At 41.1% G+C, this 15,566-nt stretch carries 17 protein-coding genes; 2 read left to right on the top strand and 15 right to left on the bottom strand.

All coding sequences use genetic code 11. The features are described 5' to 3' along the window. Window positions 1–7 precede the first annotated feature (7 nt). The 15 genes from ybgF to aspS all read right to left on the bottom strand — a co-directional run bounded on the left by ybgF (window position 8) and on the right by aspS (window position 13,332). Window positions 8–790, bottom strand: a complete 783-nt coding sequence (gene ybgF / locus QQJ93_RS14580) for a tol-pal system protein YbgF (RefSeq protein ID WP_089123122.1) — start codon at window positions 788–790, stop codon at window positions 8–10. A 12-nt stretch (window positions 791–802) separates the two neighbouring features. Then, window positions 803–1,318 carry a peptidoglycan-associated lipoprotein Pal gene (pal, locus tag QQJ93_RS14575; protein WP_089123123.1) on the bottom strand — a complete coding sequence of 172 codons (516 nt, stop codon included), beginning with the start codon at window positions 1,316–1,318 and terminating at the stop codon, window positions 803–805. 36 nt (window positions 1,319–1,354) lie between these two features. Beyond that, window positions 1,355–2,668, bottom strand: coding sequence for a Tol-Pal system beta propeller repeat protein TolB (gene tolB / locus QQJ93_RS14570; protein ID WP_222104085.1), 1,314 nt, complete (start codon window positions 2,666–2,668; stop codon window positions 1,355–1,357). A 53-nt stretch (window positions 2,669–2,721) separates the two neighbouring features. Beyond that, window positions 2,722–3,717, bottom strand: a complete 996-nt coding sequence (gene tolA, locus QQJ93_RS14565; protein WP_089123600.1) for a cell envelope integrity protein TolA — start codon at window positions 3,715–3,717, stop codon at window positions 2,722–2,724. 7 nt (window positions 3,718–3,724) lie between these two features. Then, on the bottom strand, window positions 3,725–4,174 hold the full coding sequence (gene tolR, locus QQJ93_RS14560) for a protein TolR (RefSeq protein WP_089123125.1): 450 nt from the start codon (window positions 4,172–4,174) through the stop codon (window positions 3,725–3,727). Window positions 4,175–4,177: 3 nt separating this feature from the next. Beyond that, window positions 4,178–4,864, bottom strand: a complete 687-nt coding sequence (gene tolQ, locus QQJ93_RS14555; protein WP_089123126.1) for a protein TolQ — start codon at window positions 4,862–4,864, stop codon at window positions 4,178–4,180. Then, window positions 4,854–5,255 (bottom strand): tol-pal system-associated acyl-CoA thioesterase, encoded by a 402-nt coding sequence (gene ybgC / locus QQJ93_RS14550; RefSeq protein ID WP_089123601.1) that lies wholly within the window; start codon window positions 5,253–5,255, stop codon window positions 4,854–4,856. Before ybgC ends, tolQ begins: the two co-directional genes overlap by 11 nt. Window positions 5,256–5,571: 316 nt before the next feature. Beyond that, a complete protein-coding gene (ybgE, locus tag QQJ93_RS14545; RefSeq protein WP_089123127.1) occupies window positions 5,572–5,874 on the bottom strand; it encodes a cyd operon protein YbgE in 303 nt (100 codons plus the stop codon). Next, a complete protein-coding gene (gene cydX, locus QQJ93_RS14540; RefSeq protein ID WP_027697179.1) occupies window positions 5,867–5,974 on the bottom strand; it encodes a cytochrome bd-I oxidase subunit CydX in 108 nt (35 codons plus the stop codon). The genes ybgE and cydX overlap by 8 nt, the downstream gene beginning before the upstream one ends. A 12-nt stretch (window positions 5,975–5,986) precedes the next feature. Next, the gene (gene cydB, locus QQJ93_RS14535; RefSeq protein ID WP_089123128.1) at window positions 5,987–7,123 is read right to left on the bottom strand and encodes a cytochrome d ubiquinol oxidase subunit II; all 1,137 of its coding nucleotides are present in this window, start codon (window positions 7,121–7,123) and stop codon (window positions 5,987–5,989) included. A gap of 14 nt (window positions 7,124–7,137) precedes the next feature. Continuing rightward, window positions 7,138–8,724: a cytochrome ubiquinol oxidase subunit I gene (cydA, locus tag QQJ93_RS14530; RefSeq protein WP_089123129.1), complete on the bottom strand. Its 1,587-nt coding sequence runs from the start codon at window positions 8,722–8,724 to the stop codon at window positions 7,138–7,140. 416 nt (window positions 8,725–9,140) lie between these two features. Then, window positions 9,141–10,151 carry a Holliday junction branch migration DNA helicase RuvB gene (gene ruvB, locus QQJ93_RS14525; protein ID WP_089123130.1) on the bottom strand — a complete coding sequence of 337 codons (1,011 nt, stop codon included), beginning with the start codon at window positions 10,149–10,151 and terminating at the stop codon, window positions 9,141–9,143. A 23-nt stretch (window positions 10,152–10,174) separates the two neighbouring features. Next, on the bottom strand, window positions 10,175–10,795 hold the full coding sequence (gene ruvA, locus QQJ93_RS14520) for a Holliday junction branch migration protein RuvA (protein WP_089123131.1): 621 nt from the start codon (window positions 10,793–10,795) through the stop codon (window positions 10,175–10,177). 119 nt (window positions 10,796–10,914) lie between these two features. Then, window positions 10,915–11,436, bottom strand: coding sequence for a crossover junction endodeoxyribonuclease RuvC (gene ruvC / locus QQJ93_RS14515; RefSeq protein ID WP_089123132.1), 522 nt, complete (start codon window positions 11,434–11,436; stop codon window positions 10,915–10,917). A 123-nt stretch (window positions 11,437–11,559) separates the two neighbouring features. After that, complete coding sequence (gene aspS / locus QQJ93_RS14510) at window positions 11,560–13,332, bottom strand: aspartate--tRNA ligase (protein WP_089123133.1); 1,773 nt, start codon at window positions 13,330–13,332, stop codon at window positions 11,560–11,562. A gap of 420 nt (window positions 13,333–13,752) precedes the next feature. On the opposite strand from aspS, the gene cmoA reads away from it, so the two are divergent. Further along, window positions 13,753–14,481 (top strand): carboxy-S-adenosyl-L-methionine synthase CmoA, encoded by a 729-nt coding sequence (gene cmoA / locus QQJ93_RS14505; RefSeq protein ID WP_089123134.1) that lies wholly within the window; start codon window positions 13,753–13,755, stop codon window positions 14,479–14,481. A gap of 62 nt (window positions 14,482–14,543) precedes the next feature. Continuing rightward, window positions 14,544–15,515, top strand: coding sequence for a tRNA 5-methoxyuridine(34)/uridine 5-oxyacetic acid(34) synthase CmoB (cmoB, locus tag QQJ93_RS14500; RefSeq protein ID WP_089123135.1), 972 nt, complete (start codon window positions 14,544–14,546; stop codon window positions 15,513–15,515). Window positions 15,516–15,566 lie beyond the last annotated feature (51 nt).

The raw sequence follows: 15,566 nt of genomic DNA, 5'->3' as shown, positions 1-15,566 counted from the left end.
GATTAGATTACAGATTCTTTTGCGCTAATTTAGCAGCTGATGAGTTCGGGTATTCGCTTATCACCTGCTGATAATATTTATTCGCTGCGGTATCGTTATTATTGCGCTTGGCAATATCACCCAATTTCACCAAAGCATCGGCACGTTTTGAAGAGTCTTTATAACTCACAACTGCGGCAAAGCTTTTCGCTGAGTCTACATCTTGCTTTTTCGCAAAATACAGTTGCCCTAACCAATAATGTGCATTGGCGGCATAGCCTGAGTTTGGGTACTTTGTTTGAAAATCTTTTAACGCAACAATCGCACCATCGTAGTTGCGATCTTTTAGGATCATGTCGACGGCACCTTGGTAAGCGCTTTGCTCGTCACCGGAAGCTTTAATCACTTCAGAAGATGCTGCAACATCACCTGCGGCAGCGGTAGATGTGGTAGAGGGAGATACACCATTTTTCTTAAGCTCATTAACTTCTGAGCGAAGTTTATCAAGCTCAATAAATAATTGACGTTGGCGCTCGACCATTTGCTTCATATCGTAATTATTACGTTCAATAGTACCGCGTAGGCTACTAAGATCAGCAGCTTGGCTATCAACTTGTTGTTGAAGACGAGCCTGTACTCGGTTGCTGTTATCTAGCAAACGTTGCAGACGTTGAGCATTCGTTTCTGAAGATCCAGAAGATGAGATGTGGGAGTCATTGAGATCAGATACTGGAGCAGATGCAGCAAGCACTGGGCCTGCTGCACTTACTAGTAACGAAAGCGTAATAACTCGCTTTAAGTTACCAAACATAATTATCGCCTATTAGTAAACGACAACTGCACGACGGTTTTTAGAGTAAGCCGCTTCAGTTTGACCCATTTCTAGAGGCTTCTCTTCACCGTAGCTCACGATAGAGATTTGGCTAGCTTGAACACCTAGTGCTTGTAGGTACTTAGATACTGCTTCAGCACGACGCTCGCCAAGTGCAATGTTGTACTCTGGAGTACCACGCTCATCAGCATAACCTTCGATAGTTACGTTAACATCTGGCGTGTTGCTTAGGAATTTAGCGTGTGCTGCTAGGATATCTTCGTACTCAGAAGAGATTTCAGAAGTATCGAACTTGAAGAAAACAGTTGAGTTTTCACGAAGCTGCTGCTCCATTTGCTCTTGTTCAGATAGTGCTGCACTCTCATCTACTGGAGTCGCAACTGCTGTTTCTTGTGCTGTGGTTTGAGAATCAGATGCATTTGCTGCATCATCGCTAGAACTACAAGCTGCTACTGTTAGTAGAGGTAGAGCGATTGCTAGCCCTTTTAGAATTTTATTAAGTTGCATATTTTTCTTCCTTATATTGTCAAACTATCTTTAATTTTATAAAAATGGTGACCAAGCGGGAGCTTTCACTCGTCCATTGGTTGCCGGTAGTCTAGCTTTAAAACGACCATCAAGAGAAACCATTGATAGAACATTTTGTCTATTATACATAGAGCTATATATCACCATACTACCATTTGGTGCAATACTTGGAGACTCATCCAGCTGTGTTTTTGTTAACACCTGAACTGCCCCTGTTTCTAAATCTTGTTTTGCAATGTTAAATCCACCTTGGCCACGATTCACCATAATTAAGAATCGACCATCAGGAGTTACTTGCCCACCAAGATTTTGACTGCCTTGCCATGTTAATCGAGTAGTGGATTTATTAGACAAGTCCACCTTATAGATTTGTGGCAAGCCACCTCTATCCGATGTAAAAATAAGTGATTTACCATCTGGCATCCAGAATGGTTCGGTATTGTTAGCACGGTCGTTGGTTACTTGAGTTAACTTACGTGTTTCCAAATCTAAGATATACACCTGTAGCGTACCAGTTTTAGATAAAACCAATGCCAGTTTTTTACCATCTGGTGAAAACTCTGGTGCACCATTATGACGTGGGAAAGCAGTTAATACTTCGGTTTTCCCAGTATAGATATCCATCATATAAAGCTGTGCACGACCTGTTTGGAAGCTGACATATGCAAGTTTACGAGAATCTGGCGACCAAGCCGGAGACATCAATGGTTGCTTAGAACGAAGCACTAAACGCTCGTTATAACCATCATAGTCCGCAATTCTTAATTCGTATGGGTAGTTGCTACTGTTATTGACCACAACATAAGCGATACGAGTTAGAAATGCCCCTTTTTCTCCAGTTAGCTCTTCATAAACTAGATCTGAAATACGGTGTGCGTATTCACGCAGACGTTTAGCCGGCACCACTGCGCGCTTGCTAAATAATAGGTAATCTTTCGATAAGACTAACTGGCCTTTATCATTTAGCGCTTTATTTTGTCCATTAGTTAATTGGCCGCGCACAATATCAGACAGTTGGTATTCAATCACATATTGACCATCTTCTGCTGGCGTAATACTACCTGTCACTAATGAGTCAACACCTAGGTTATTCCACGCTGAGAAATCAATATCAGAATCATTGTATGGCGTTTGTGGCATTTTAGAGGTTGCCACCGGATTAAACTTACCACTGCGTTGTAGATCCGATGCGATAACCGCCGACACATCTTGTGGTAGTTGACCCGAGCCTTCCCACTTAAATGGCACGACGCCAATAGGACGAGCGGAGTTGGTCCCTTCGGTGATCACCAGCTCCAATGCTGCATTGGCCGTTTGGCTCACGGCCATGGTGATACAAAATAACCCTAATAAAAATCGTTTAATCACTGAATATTCCTTATTTACAGATCAACAACCAAATTGATGTTCTTCAATTGATTGGCGACATCTTGTTCTTTCGGCATTGGGAAATTGCCCACTTGTGCTATTGCCCGTTTTGCCGCTGAACATACAGCCGACTCACCATCAATAGGTGTCACTTTACTGACAATAGCATCGCTACCTGTTTGTACTAAACGGATGTTAATTTTACATGACTTACCTCTAAAAGAGTCTTCCGTCAGTAATTTTTCCTGAATCATTTGCTTGTAGATCGCGCCATAGCGATCCAACTCTGAAGCAACATATTTTTGTCGCGCCGATGATATTTGTGCACTTTCTGCTTCTAAGCCAGAGAAAATATCATTGAGTGCGGCTTCTTGCGCTTCTTTCTCTCTTGCTAAGCGAGCTTTTTCTGCCGCTTCTTGTTGTGCTTTTTCTTTCGCGCGCTTTTCTGCTTCCGCTTTAGCTTTTGCATCAGCTTTAGCCTTAGCTTCCGCAGCGGCTTTTGCTTCTGCTGCAGCTTTCGCTTGTTCAGCCGCTTTTTTCTCTGCTGCTGCTTTGGCTACTGCCGCTGCCTTTGCTTTACGTTCTGCTTCTGCTTTTTCCGCTCGTTGTTTCTCTATTCGAGCTTTTTCCTGTTCTTCTTTCTTTTGTTTTTCCGCTAGCTGTTTCTGCTTTTCAGCTTCCCGAGCTTGCTTTTCTTGCTGTACTTTTTGTTCTTGAAGCCTACGCAGCCTTTCTTCTTCTTTCTTACGATTTTGTTCTAGTAATTCTGCTTGCTGGCGAAGCTTTTCAACCCGTTGTTGTTCCGCTTTCTTAGCTGCATCACGTTGGTCTCGAATACTTTTCGCTTGCTTTTCAATTGCTTTAGGATCAATAACGACGGCTTCAACCATTTGATGCTTTGGCTTTTTATCGTCATCAGAAAACCATGATCCCCCTAAGAGCAGTACAAACAAAATAATATGCAGTACAACCGAGATCAATATAGCCGATTTGTATTCTTTATTAAGCATTAACAAATTAGCGATTCTCTTTAATATCTGTTAGTAAACCTACTTTTCCGATGCCCGCTTTATTTAATTGATCAAGTACCAGTACCACATCAGCATAAGCGGTTTGTTGATCCCCCCCAACGGCAACCGGTGAGTCAGGAGAAAGCGAACGTTCAGCTTTAACTCGGGTGATCACTTCATTCATCGATAAACCACGTTCCATGTCTTCATCATTCACACTGACACCCAAGTTGCCTTGTTTATCAATTTCAACAATGATGAAGCTTGCATCTGAGTCTCCTGCTATATCAGACGCTGGTTTTGCTGTTTCTGTCTTAGGTAACTCCACTTCTACCCCTTGGGTAACAAAAGGTGAAGTCACCATAAAAATAATCAGCAATACCAGCATAACGTCGATATAAGGAACAACGTTAATCTCAGCTTTTAATTGGCGTTTTTTACGAACATAACCCGCCATAATTTAGTCCTTATGCTCCGCCATTACTTGGCGATGCAAAATGCTGTGAAATTCTTCGGCAAACGTTGCGTAATTATGCTCTAGCTTAGTAACTTGGTTACTTAGACGGTTAAATGCCATTACCGCTGGAATAGCAGCAAATAAGCCCATTGCGGTCGCCACTAACGCTTCAGCAATACCTGGTGCAACCATTGCCAATGTCGCCTGTTTAACTTCACCTAGTGCAATAAAAGCTGTCATGATGCCCCATACTGTACCGAACAAGCCGATGTACGGGCTGATTGAGCCAACAGTTGCAAGAAATGGTAACTGGTTTTCAAGCTCATCCATTTCTTTAGAAAGCGTCACACGCATAGAACGGCCAGCCCCTTCCATTACGTATTCAGCAGATGCGCCATTAGTACGTCGCAAACGGGCAAACTCAGTAAAGCCAGCATAGAAGATTTGTTCAGAACCAAGAAGGTTATTCTTTCGTGCTTTCACTTCGTGGTATAGCTGCGATAAATCGACACCTGACCAAAACTTCTCTTCAAATGACGCTGCATTTTTAGCCGCTTTATTAAGGATTTTACTTCTTTTTATAATGACAGCCCAAGATAATACTGACATTCCAAGTAAAATTAGCATCACAATCTTAACCAGTAGGCTGGCTTGTAAAAAAAGGTCAAAAATTGAAATATCAGCTGACACGGGCAAACTCCGACATAATAGTGCTTGGGATGGCTTGAGGTTTCATCTGTTTAATGTTGACACAGGCTACCTTAACCGTTGCTTTACACAAGATTCTGCCTTCAAGATTGACTAACTCCTGACAGAATGAGATAGAAGCTCTTTTTAAATTGACAATTGATGTTAAGACCTCAAGATGCTCATCAAGTTTCCCACCTTGGATATAATCAATGTCCATATGTTTCACAACAAAACCAATTTCTTGTTCAAGTAATGTATTTTGTGAAATACCTTGAGCGCGCAGTAATTCAGTACGAGCACGTTCAAAAAATTTCAAATAATTTGAATGGTATACCACACCACCCGCATCAGTATCTTCATAGTAAATGGTGATAGGCCATTTGAATGTCATTTTTGTTTGTTCTGTCACGTTGTTACCTATTTAAGGCTGGTTTTATCCAAAACGGTTGCTTTGATTAAAAAAGTACTCAAATCACTATACAGCAACTTAATGCGTTGAATAATAACCTTCTAACTTTTTTTTGTTTAAATATGTATTAATTGGTGTTTTCTCATACTCTACCTATTTAAATGTGCCTATTTTTTAAACACAAAAAAGCCACCATAACTAAAGTGAATAATGGTGACTTAAAATATTAATTTCAATTGTTCTCTTTGTTAAATCGCTATTTTTAACAAAGGTTAACCATGTGAAAATAAGGGTAACTTTATAGAAAATAAAGCGCCGTAAAGTAGACAAGAATTGAACCTGAAAAATACGGACTAAACAGTATTTGCCACACCCATAAAATCGGTTTGAAACCGACGCAATAGATTAACGAACTACATAAAGACCAAATAAACAAAACTGTTAACAAAGAGTGAAAACCACCGATTTGTTCAGCATAGGCTCTTGGTTCCCACATGAACATACTGATATGAAACACAGTCACGATAAAAAACAGGGCTCTTAAAAGAGCCCTATCCATTGGTGCGTGTATATCAGTCATTTTTTGACTAATATTATTCACGATCCTCATCCATCATTTCTGAATGCTCTAACCAAAGAGCATTGATAATACCGAATGCACAGGCAAGTAATACGCCTAGAATCCAAGCAAAGTACCACATAATGATTGCTCCTTAGTAAAGTGAGTTTTTATTATCTTCAATGTACTTATCATCAAGACGACCAAACATCTTGTAGTAAGTCCATGCCGTATAACTAAGAATCACAGGAACCATAACAAAAGCAACACCTGTCATAATTTCTAGGGTTAACAAGCTCGATGTTGAATCCCATAATGTGAAACTTACGTTTGGATCTAAGCTAGATGGCATTACGAATGGGAACATTGCAAAGCCAGAAGTTAAGATCACACCAGCACAAGTTAAGCTTGAAGCAAGGAATGCTAAAGCGCCCTTTTGTGCTTTGGTTGCCACCACTGCAAGTAATGCCATGACAACACCAAGTACTGGAGCAATCCACATTAGCGGGTAAGTCGCAAAGTTAGTCATCCACGCACCTGGTTCACGCGCAACTTCTTTTAGAAGTGGGTTTGAAGGTCCGTTATGGTCTATCACACTTTTCAGAACATAACCGTCAATGTTTTGAACCCAGAAACCAGCTACAACAAATAACACTGCAACTAATAAACCTGTAATAGTCGAAACAGTACGTGCACGGTTGTAAACATCACCAGATGTTTTCATTTGTAGCCATGTTGAACCTTGAAGAACAAACATAGATACACTAACTAGACCACATAAAAGTCCAAACGGGTTTAGTAGACCAAAGAAGTTACCGTGATACTGAGACATCATGAACTCATTCAGTTCAAATGGCACACCTTGCAATAAGTTACCAAATGCTACACCAAAGATAAGCGGTGGAACGAAACCACTGATTGAGATACAGATGTCCCAATTGTTACGCCATTTTGTTGTTTCAATTTTTGAACGGTAATCTAGAGCTACAGGACGTAACCAAAGTGCTGCCAATGTTACGATCATCGCTAGGTAAAAACCTGAGAATGATGTTGCGTAAACCATAGGCCATGCCGCAAATAATGCGCCACCCGCAGTGATCAACCAAACTTGGTTACCATCCCAGTGTGGTGCGATGGAGTTAATCATCACACGACGCTGAGTGTCAGTTTTGCCGATGATAGGTACTAATGCACCGACACCCATATCAAAACCATCGGCGATAGCGAAACCGACGAATAATACGCCGATCAGTACCCACCAAATAAATCGTAATGCTTCGTAATCAAACATGAATTATCCCCTGCTTATGCTTCAACTTCACGAGAAACTTTACCTTCTAAAGAGGTATCGTTTTGCTCAAAGTGATAACGTCCTGTCTTTAAGCTACTAGGACCTTTACGTGCAAATTTAACCATCAAGTATACTTCTGCGATTAACAGACAAGTATAGAACGCAATGATTGCAAAAATTGAGGTTAATATTTCGCCGCGCGATAATGCAGATGCTGCAACATTTGTTGGTAGAATTTCACCAACTGCCCATGGCTGACGACCATATTCCGCAACAAACCAACCAGCTTCAATCGCAATCCATGGTAGTGGAATGCTGAACAGCGCAGCTTTAAGTAAGAAACGATTTTTCTCGATACGTTGACGACATGTTTGGATAAAGGCAAAAGCAAACACACCTAACATAATGACACCAGCGGCAACCATGATACGGAATGACCAGAATAGTGGCCAAACTTGCGGAATTGAATCTTTTACCGCTTTTTGGATTTGCTCTTCTGATGCTTGAGAGACATCATCGGTGTAACGCTTAAGCAATAAGCCGTAACCCAAATCGCCTTTCACTTCATCAAATGCTGCAACGTTTGCATCTGATTTATCACCAGCGCGCAATTTCTCAAGTAAATCATAAGCAATCATACCATTACGGATACGAGCTTCATGTTCTACTTCAAGGTCAGAAATACCCTTCACTTCTTTATCTAAAGAACGAGTTGCGATAATACCCAATGCGTATGGGATTTGAATCGCATAGTCATTCTTCATCTCATCTTGGTTTGGTAGAGCAAATGCAGTAAATGCTGCAGGAGCTGGCTCTGTGTGCCACTCTGCTTCAATTGCTGCTAATTTTGCTTGTTGTACGTCACCAAGCTCGTAACCAGAGTCATCACCTAGTACGAGTGTTGATAAAATCGCAGCCATACCAAAAGAAGCGGCGATAGCAAAAGAACGACGAGCAAATGCAATATCACGACCTTTAAGTAAGTAGTATGCACTAATACCCAAGATGAACATCGCACCACAAGTGTAACCAGACGAAACGGTATGAACGAACTTAACTTGCGCAACAGGGTTAAAGATCACTTCAGAGAAGCTCACCATTTCCATACGCATTGTTTCGTAGTTGAACTCTGAACCAACTGGGTTTTGCATCCAGCCATTAGCAATCAAGATCCAAAGTGCAGAGAAGTTAGAGCCAATCGCCACTAGCCATGTTACTGCTAAGTGTTGGCGTTTTGATAAACGATCCCAACCGAAGAAGAACAAGCCAACCATTGTTGATTCTAAAAAGAATGCAATCAATGCTTCGATAGCTAAAGGCGCACCAAAAATATCACCTACATAATGTGAATAGTATGACCAGTTAGTACCGAACTGAAACTCCATGGTTAAGCCTGTGGCAACACCTAGAGCAAAGTTAATACCGAAAAGCTTACCCCAGAACTTAGTCATGTCCTTGTAGATTTGCTTTCCTGTCATTACATAAACTGACTCCATGATGGCAAGTAAAAATGCCATACCAAGAGTCAAAGGAACAAATAGGAAGTGATACATCGCTGTCATTGCAAATTGCAATCGCGATAGATCAACAACATCAATCATGGTAACTCCTTTTTATGTCGCTATCCGAGCCTGAAACAAGCTTCATACAACGATTAGGATGGTTAAAGTAAACACACTCAACAAAACCACTTTGGTTTGTTACAAAAATGTGCCTAAATGGTTATTATTTTGTTAAGCACTATCTAATATAGTTGTCGCTAATATTACGCATTAAGCACAGATGTTTCAAAAGGTTTCTAAACTATTTTTGAACAAAATACAGAATATACCCAAGTGAATTCTGGAACTTGCAAATCACTTGGGTATATTATGTGTTTTCTATGTCTTTTTAATGTAGGAATTCTTGTAACACGTTAATCTCGTGGATTTTAGAGCAGTCAGCTTGGCATGCAAGTATTAAAAAAGGGTAACAAACACCTCGTTACCCTTTTGTACGTTATTCAGTCAAATTGTTCTTAAGCCGGTCTATCTAAGCCAAAATGCAGATAGGCTCTATCACTAGCAATCCGCCCTCTTGGCGTTCTTTGTAAATAACCCTGCTGAATCAGATAAGGTTCTATCACATCTTCAATAGTATCTTTCTCTTCACCGATTGCGGCAGCTAGGTTATCTAAACCAACAGGGCCACCGGAGAACTTTTCCATAATGGCCAATAAAAGCTTTCTATCCATGTAATCAAATCCCTGATTATCGACATCTAGCATATTCAACGCTTTGTCTGCCGTATCAAGGCAAATATGACCATTACCTTTTACTTCGGCATAATCTCGTACGCGACGTAATAATCGATTTGCAATACGAGGTGTGCCACGAGAACGCTTGGCCACTTCTAACGCGCCTTCTTCTTCCATCGATAAACCTAGACAATCAGCACTGCGTTTTACAATATGTTGTAAGTCTTTCACTTTGTAATACTCTAAACGCTGTACAATACCGAAGCGATCACGCAGAGGTGACGTTAACGAACCGGCACGCGTTGTCGCACCAATTAAAGTAAAGGGCGGTAGATCGATTTTAATTGAGCGAGCAGCAGGGCCTTCACCGATCATAATGTCCAGTTGATAATCTTCCATTGCTGGATATAAGATTTCTTCAACCACTGGGCTTAAACGGTGGATCTCATCAATAAATAAGATATCGTTTTCTTCTAGGTTGGTCAGCAATGCCGCAAGGTCGCCAGCTTTTTCTAAGACAGGTCCAGAGGTAGTACGAATATTCACTTCCATTTCATTGGCAACTATATTTGCTAGCGTCGTTTTACCTAGACCTGGAGGACCAAAAACCAATAGATGGTCAAGTGGCTCATGACGTAATTGAGCCGCTTTAATAAAGATTTCCATTTGGTCGCGGACGTGATCTTGCCCTTGATAATCTTCTAAGCGTTTTGGTCGAATCGCGCGGTCGATGATATCTTCATCTTTGAAAACCGGGCTATCTGCTGCAATTAAGCGATCCGCTTCTATCATTAAATTAACCTCAGGCTAGCAGCCTATACCATTGATTTTAAAGCTTCGCGAATGATCATTTCGCTCGTCATATCAGCTCCAGCCACTTGAGAAACCACTTTTGAAGCCATTGGTGGTTTATAGCCAAGTGAAATTAGTGCGCTAACCGCTTCATCTTGTGCATTGTGAGTGGTACGTGAATCTGCAATTGAATCCATTGCCGCGGCATCGGTAGCAGGAGTAAATAAATCGTGCGTCACCCAGCCTTTCAGGCGATCTTTCATTTCCACCACAAGGCGTTCTGCGGTTTTTTTACCGACTCCCGGTAATTTCACTAAAGTACTGACATCTTCATGTTCAACACAAGTGACAAACTGCGACGCTGTCATACCAGATAGAATAGCGAGACCTAGTTTAGGGCCAACACCATTCGCTTTAATAACTTCACGGAATAGCGCACGCTCTTTAACGGTATTAAACCCATAGAGCAATTGAGCGTCTTCACGAACGACAAAGTGAGTATAGATAATCGCTTCTTCGTTTACATTCGGTAATTCATAAAAACAACTCATTGGCATTTGCACTTCATAGCCGATCCCAGAGACTTCAATTAAAACTTCTGGTGGTTGTTTTTCAATTAGTATTCCACGTAAGCGACCAATCACTTTATGTTCCTTATTTTTGTTTCATTAAGCTCAACGAGTAAAGGCAAGCTTATCAAGATTTTTATTCAATTTAGATATCATAATAATTAACTGGATAAACATCCAGTATTATATCTTTATTAACGATAACGGCCGCGTTTCGCACCACTCGCTTTACCTGCTAATGCAATAAGCGTTTTATTAGTATTAGCATGACAAATTGCCACACCCAGTGCATCCGCTGCATCCGCTTGAGGTTTTGCTGGCAATTTAAGCATACTTTTTACCATATGCTGAACCTGGGATTTATCTGCGCCACCCGTTCCTGTCACTGCTTGTTTGATCAACCTTGCTGCATACTCATAAACTGGTAAATCAGCGTTCACTGCAGCCACGATTGCACTGCCACGCGCTTGGCCTAACTTCAACGCAGAGTCAGCATTTTTTGCCATGAAGACTTGCTCTATCGCGAAGACATCTGGTTGAAATTGGGTAATAATTTCTGATACCCCAGCATATATTTGCTTCAAACGCTTAGGTAAAGCCTCTTCTGACATGCGGATACAACCACTGCCTAAATAGTGCAAATGCCGCCCTTCTTGGCGAATAACGCCATAGCCTGTAATACGTGAACCGGGATCAATTCCAAGTATGATGGACATACTGTCTCTTTATTTATATTCGTAAGTATTGAAAGTATAACCAGCGATAAAAACAAAAACACCCACATCAGCAAGTGTGGGTGCTTTATTCGCGTTATTGATCGCTCAATATGACTTATTCGATTATTCTTTTTCTTTCGCTGCCGTCACCGCAATCGATAATTCTTCGAGTGCTGCTGGATTTGCTAAACTCGGAGCGTTAGTTAAAGGACAAGCCGCTGCCGTAGTTTTAGGGAAAGCAATCACATCACGAATATTATCAGTACCACAAAGTAGCATAACGAGACGGTCAAGACCGAACGCTAAACCTGCATGAGGTGGTGTACCGTATTTTAGAGCATCCAGTAAGAAACCAAACTTCAAACGTTGTTCGGTTTCATCAATGCCTAAAATATCAAATACTGTTGATTGCATTTCCGCATTGTGAATACGAACTGAACCGCCGCCCACTTCATAACCATTTAATACCATATCGTAAGCGTTCGAGTTCGCGGCTGCTGGATTCGCTGTTAGTTCTTCTGCTGTTACGCCTAATGGAGAAGTGAATGGGTGATGCATAGCATGCAGGTTACCTTCATCATCTTCTTCAAACATTGGGAAATCAACGACCCAAAGTGGTTTCCATGCTTGCAGATCAGTAAGCTCAAGATCTAGACCAAGCTTGATACGTAGAGCACCCATTGCTTCAGATACCACGTTGGCTTTATCTGCACCGAATAAAATGATATCACCCGTTTGAGCACCAGTGCGCTCAAGAATACCGTTGATCACTTCTTCATTTAAGAACTTAGCAACTGGAGATTGAATACCTTCAACACCGGCTTCAAGATCATTCACTTTCATCCAAGCAAGACCTTTCGCGCCATAGATGCCTACGAAACTACCGTACTCATCAATTTGCTTACGAGATAATGCTGCGCCACCAGGAACACGAATGACTGAAACACGTCCTTTTTCGTCATTTGCAGGACCAGAGAACACTTTGAATTCCACATCTTTTACTAAGTCAGCCACATCCACTAGCTCAAGTGGGTTACGAAGATCTGGCTTATCAGAACCAAAACGACGTATAGCTTCAGAAAATGGCATTACTGGGAAATCACCCAAGTCAACATTAAGTAGCTCTTGCCACATATCACGAACCATAGCCTCAGTTACGCCACGAACTTGGTCAGCGGTCATAAACGAGGTTTCGATATCAATTTGAGTAAATTCAGGCTGACGGTCAGCACGTAAATCTTCATCACGGAAACATTTTACGATTTGGTAGTAACGGTCAAAACCCGACATCATTAACAATTGTTTAAACAACTGAGGTGATTGTGGAAGTGCGTAGAAACTCCCTTTATGGACACGGCTTGGTACTAGGTAGTCACGTGCACCTTCTGGCGTTGCTTTCGTCAGTACAGGGGTTTCAATATCTAAGAAACCGTTATCATCCAAGAAGCGACGAACAAAACTTGAAGCTTTAGCACGTAGTTTAATACGATCGCTCATTTCAGGACGACGTAGGTCAATATAACGATATTTTAAACGTTGCTCTTCCGAGTTCGTTTGGTTGAAATCTAAAGGTAGTGCTTCAGAACGGTTGATGATTTCAAGGCCAGTTGCATACACTTCAACTTCACCTGTTGCCATATCTTTATTAATTTGGCTATCAGGACGAGCACGTACTTCACCGGTTAATTTGATACAGAATTCATTACGCAGTTGGTTTGCTTCTGCAAAAATTTCAGTCATATCTGGGTCGATAACAACTTGAACAATTCCTTCACGGTCACGCATATCAATAAAAATTAGACCGCCTAGATCACGGCGACGATTAACCCATCCGCAAAGTTCTACAGTTTGTCCTGCTAGGGACTTGTTCAGGTGACCACAATACTGGGTGCGCATAATGAATTTCCCAATCTCTTATTTAAATAATGAATGATTTTCGGTGGAGCAGAGCGCTCAAAAACACCGTATAAAAAACTTTTCCTATTTATACTTGGAAAACAGATAAAAATCGACCACCGGAAGCACAATTTATTGGCTTTTCGCGAGTAAAGGAGTGAAAGGTGTGTTAACCGCTCATAAGTTATCCAACTCAATGACCAAGCCAACTAAAAGAAAAATTATTAAATCACTAGCCTACGCACAATAAAAAAGCCGAATGCGGTTAAAAATCGCTCGGTTACGTCAGTAAACTGAAATAAAATCAAATAACCTGCAAACTCAATAGCGATATATGCCAACTTCCCTTAAAATAAGAACATATCTTCACCTAGCCAATTAGCAATGTTCGGCTAGTAAACTAATTTCAAGTGAGTTGTCATGAGCCAACGTGATGTGATTTTTTCAGCCCCAATAGACAAAATGGGCGACTTTACATTTGATGAAAGAGTGGCAGAAGTTTTTCCAGATATGATCCAGCGATCGGTTCCGGGTTACAGCAATATTATCTCAGCGATTGGCATGCTAGCAGAGCGCTTTGCCAAACCAAGTTCGAATGTGTATGACCTAGGCTGTTCTTTAGGTGCGGCGACGTTATCAATGCGTCGCCATATTGAGCAAGAAAACTGCCAAATCATTGCAGTAGATAATTCTCCAGCCATGATTGAACGCTGTAAACTACACATCAATGCTTATCGTTCAGACACCCCGGTCAATGTCGTTGAAGCGGATATACGAGACATTAAAATTGAAAATGCCTCTGTCGTCGTTCTGAACTTTACGTTGCAATTTTTATCGCCAGAAGACCGCTATTCTTTACTCGAAAAGATCTATGCTGGGCTGCGTCCGGGCGGCATTTTAATTTTATCTGAAAAGTACATTTTCGAAAACCAAGCTGCACACGAATTATTGATCGATTTACATCATGACTTTAAACGTGCCAATGGTTACAGTGAATTAGAAATTAGCCAAAAACGTAGTGCGATAGAGAATGTGATGCGACCAGACTCGATTGAAAGCCACAAGCAACGATTTGAAAAAATTGGCTTTAGCAGCTACGAAGTATGGTTTCAATGCTTTAATTTTGGTTCAATGTTTGCCATTAAATAACTGGTTTTTACCCTTAAGATTCAGCTATACCCGATATCCGTATTTAAAATAGAAAGAGTGTTATGTTTAATTTTGCCAATTTTTATCAACTGATTGCTCAAGATGTCCGTCTGCAACCTTGGTTGAATACCCTACCTCAACAACTGACTGATTGGCAGAATGCTGAGCATGGCGACTTTGAACGCTGGATAAAAGCACTCAACAAAATAACAGATATCAAACCAGATAATATCGATATTACTTCTCAAGTTAGTATTACCAACAACCAACCTTTTGCATTAGGTGAACAAAAAAAACTTGAGAGCTTATTACGCACCTTCCACCCTTGGCGAAAAGGGCCTTATCATGTTCATGGTTTGGATATTGAAACCGAATGGCGGTCAGATTGGAAATGGGATCGAGTTCTACCTCACATCTCCGATTTAAGGCATCGTTCAGTTCTAGATGTTGGTTGTGGAAATGGTTACCACATGTGGCGCATGCTTGGTGCCGGTGCTCGCTTATGTGTCGGTATCGATCCATCTCATTTATTCTTAATTCAATTTGAAGCGATCCGTAAGTTAATGGGCGGCGATCAACGCGCACACTTACTCCCCCTCGGAATAGAACAGCTACCTGAACTAAAAGCCTTTGATACTGTCTTTAGCATGGGTGTGCTTTATCACCGTCGCTCACCGCTTGATCATCTACTTCAACTAAAAAACCAATTAGTGTCTGGTGGTGAGCTAGTGCTTGAAACTTTAGTGATTGAAGGCGATGAGAATGCAGTATTAGTACCAGCAGATCGCTACGCGCAAATGCGTAATGTTTACTTTTTCCCTTCAGCCAAGGCATTGAAGGTATGGTTAGAAAAATGCGGTTTTATTGATGTGAAAATTGTCGATGAAAACATCACGTCTACCGAAGAACAAAGAAGTACCAATTGGATGACTCACAATTCATTACCGGATTATCTTGATCAAAATGATCCAAGTAAAACGGTTGAAGGCTACCCAGCCCCTCGCCGTGCTATTTTGATCGCCAAAAATCCGTAATGAAAAGCTAGCTCATCACAAAAAGTAAAGATGGTTCATTAAATAAGCAAA

The organism is Vibrio algivorus, assembly GCF_030161215.1.
GTDB lineage: Bacteria > Pseudomonadota > Gammaproteobacteria > Enterobacterales > Vibrionaceae > Vibrio > Vibrio algivorus.
Note: the sequence above shows the minus strand (reverse complement) of the source record. Positions and strands in the feature narration are given on the sequence as shown.

Coding starts and splice junctions, on each gene's coding strand:
- cydA (WP_089123129.1), bottom strand. CDS start 8,724: ATGATTGATGTTGTTGATCTATCGCGATTGCAATTTGCAATGACAGCG.
- cydB (WP_089123128.1), bottom strand. CDS start 7,123: ATGTTTGATTACGAAGCATTACGATTTATTTGGTGGGTACTGATCGGC.
- cydX (WP_027697179.1), bottom strand. CDS start 5,974: ATGTGGTACTTTGCTTGGATTCTAGGCGTATTACTTGCCTGTGCATTC.
- ybgF (WP_089123122.1), bottom strand. CDS start 790: ATGTTTGGTAACTTAAAGCGAGTTATTACGCTTTCGTTACTAGTAAGT.
- ruvC (WP_089123132.1), bottom strand. CDS start 11,436: ATGTCCATCATACTTGGAATTGATCCCGGTTCACGTATTACAGGCTAT.
- tolB (WP_222104085.1), bottom strand. CDS start 2,668: ATGGCCGTGAGCCAAACGGCCAATGCAGCATTGGAGCTGGTGATCACC.
- tolA (WP_089123600.1), bottom strand. CDS start 3,717: ATGCTTAATAAAGAATACAAATCGGCTATATTGATCTCGGTTGTACTG.
- ruvB (WP_089123130.1), bottom strand. CDS start 10,151: ATGATAGAAGCGGATCGCTTAATTGCAGCAGATAGCCCGGTTTTCAAA.
- cmoA (WP_089123134.1), top strand. CDS start 13,753: ATGAGCCAACGTGATGTGATTTTTTCAGCCCCAATAGACAAAATGGGC.
- cmoB (WP_089123135.1), top strand. CDS start 14,544: ATGTTTAATTTTGCCAATTTTTATCAACTGATTGCTCAAGATGTCCGT.
- aspS (WP_089123133.1), bottom strand. CDS start 13,332: ATGCGCACCCAGTATTGTGGTCACCTGAACAAGTCCCTAGCAGGACAA.
- pal (WP_089123123.1), bottom strand. CDS start 1,318: ATGCAACTTAATAAAATTCTAAAAGGGCTAGCAATCGCTCTACCTCTA.
- tolR (WP_089123125.1), bottom strand. CDS start 4,174: ATGGCGGGTTATGTTCGTAAAAAACGCCAATTAAAAGCTGAGATTAAC.
- ybgC (WP_089123601.1), bottom strand. CDS start 5,255: ATGACATTCAAATGGCCTATCACCATTTACTATGAAGATACTGATGCG.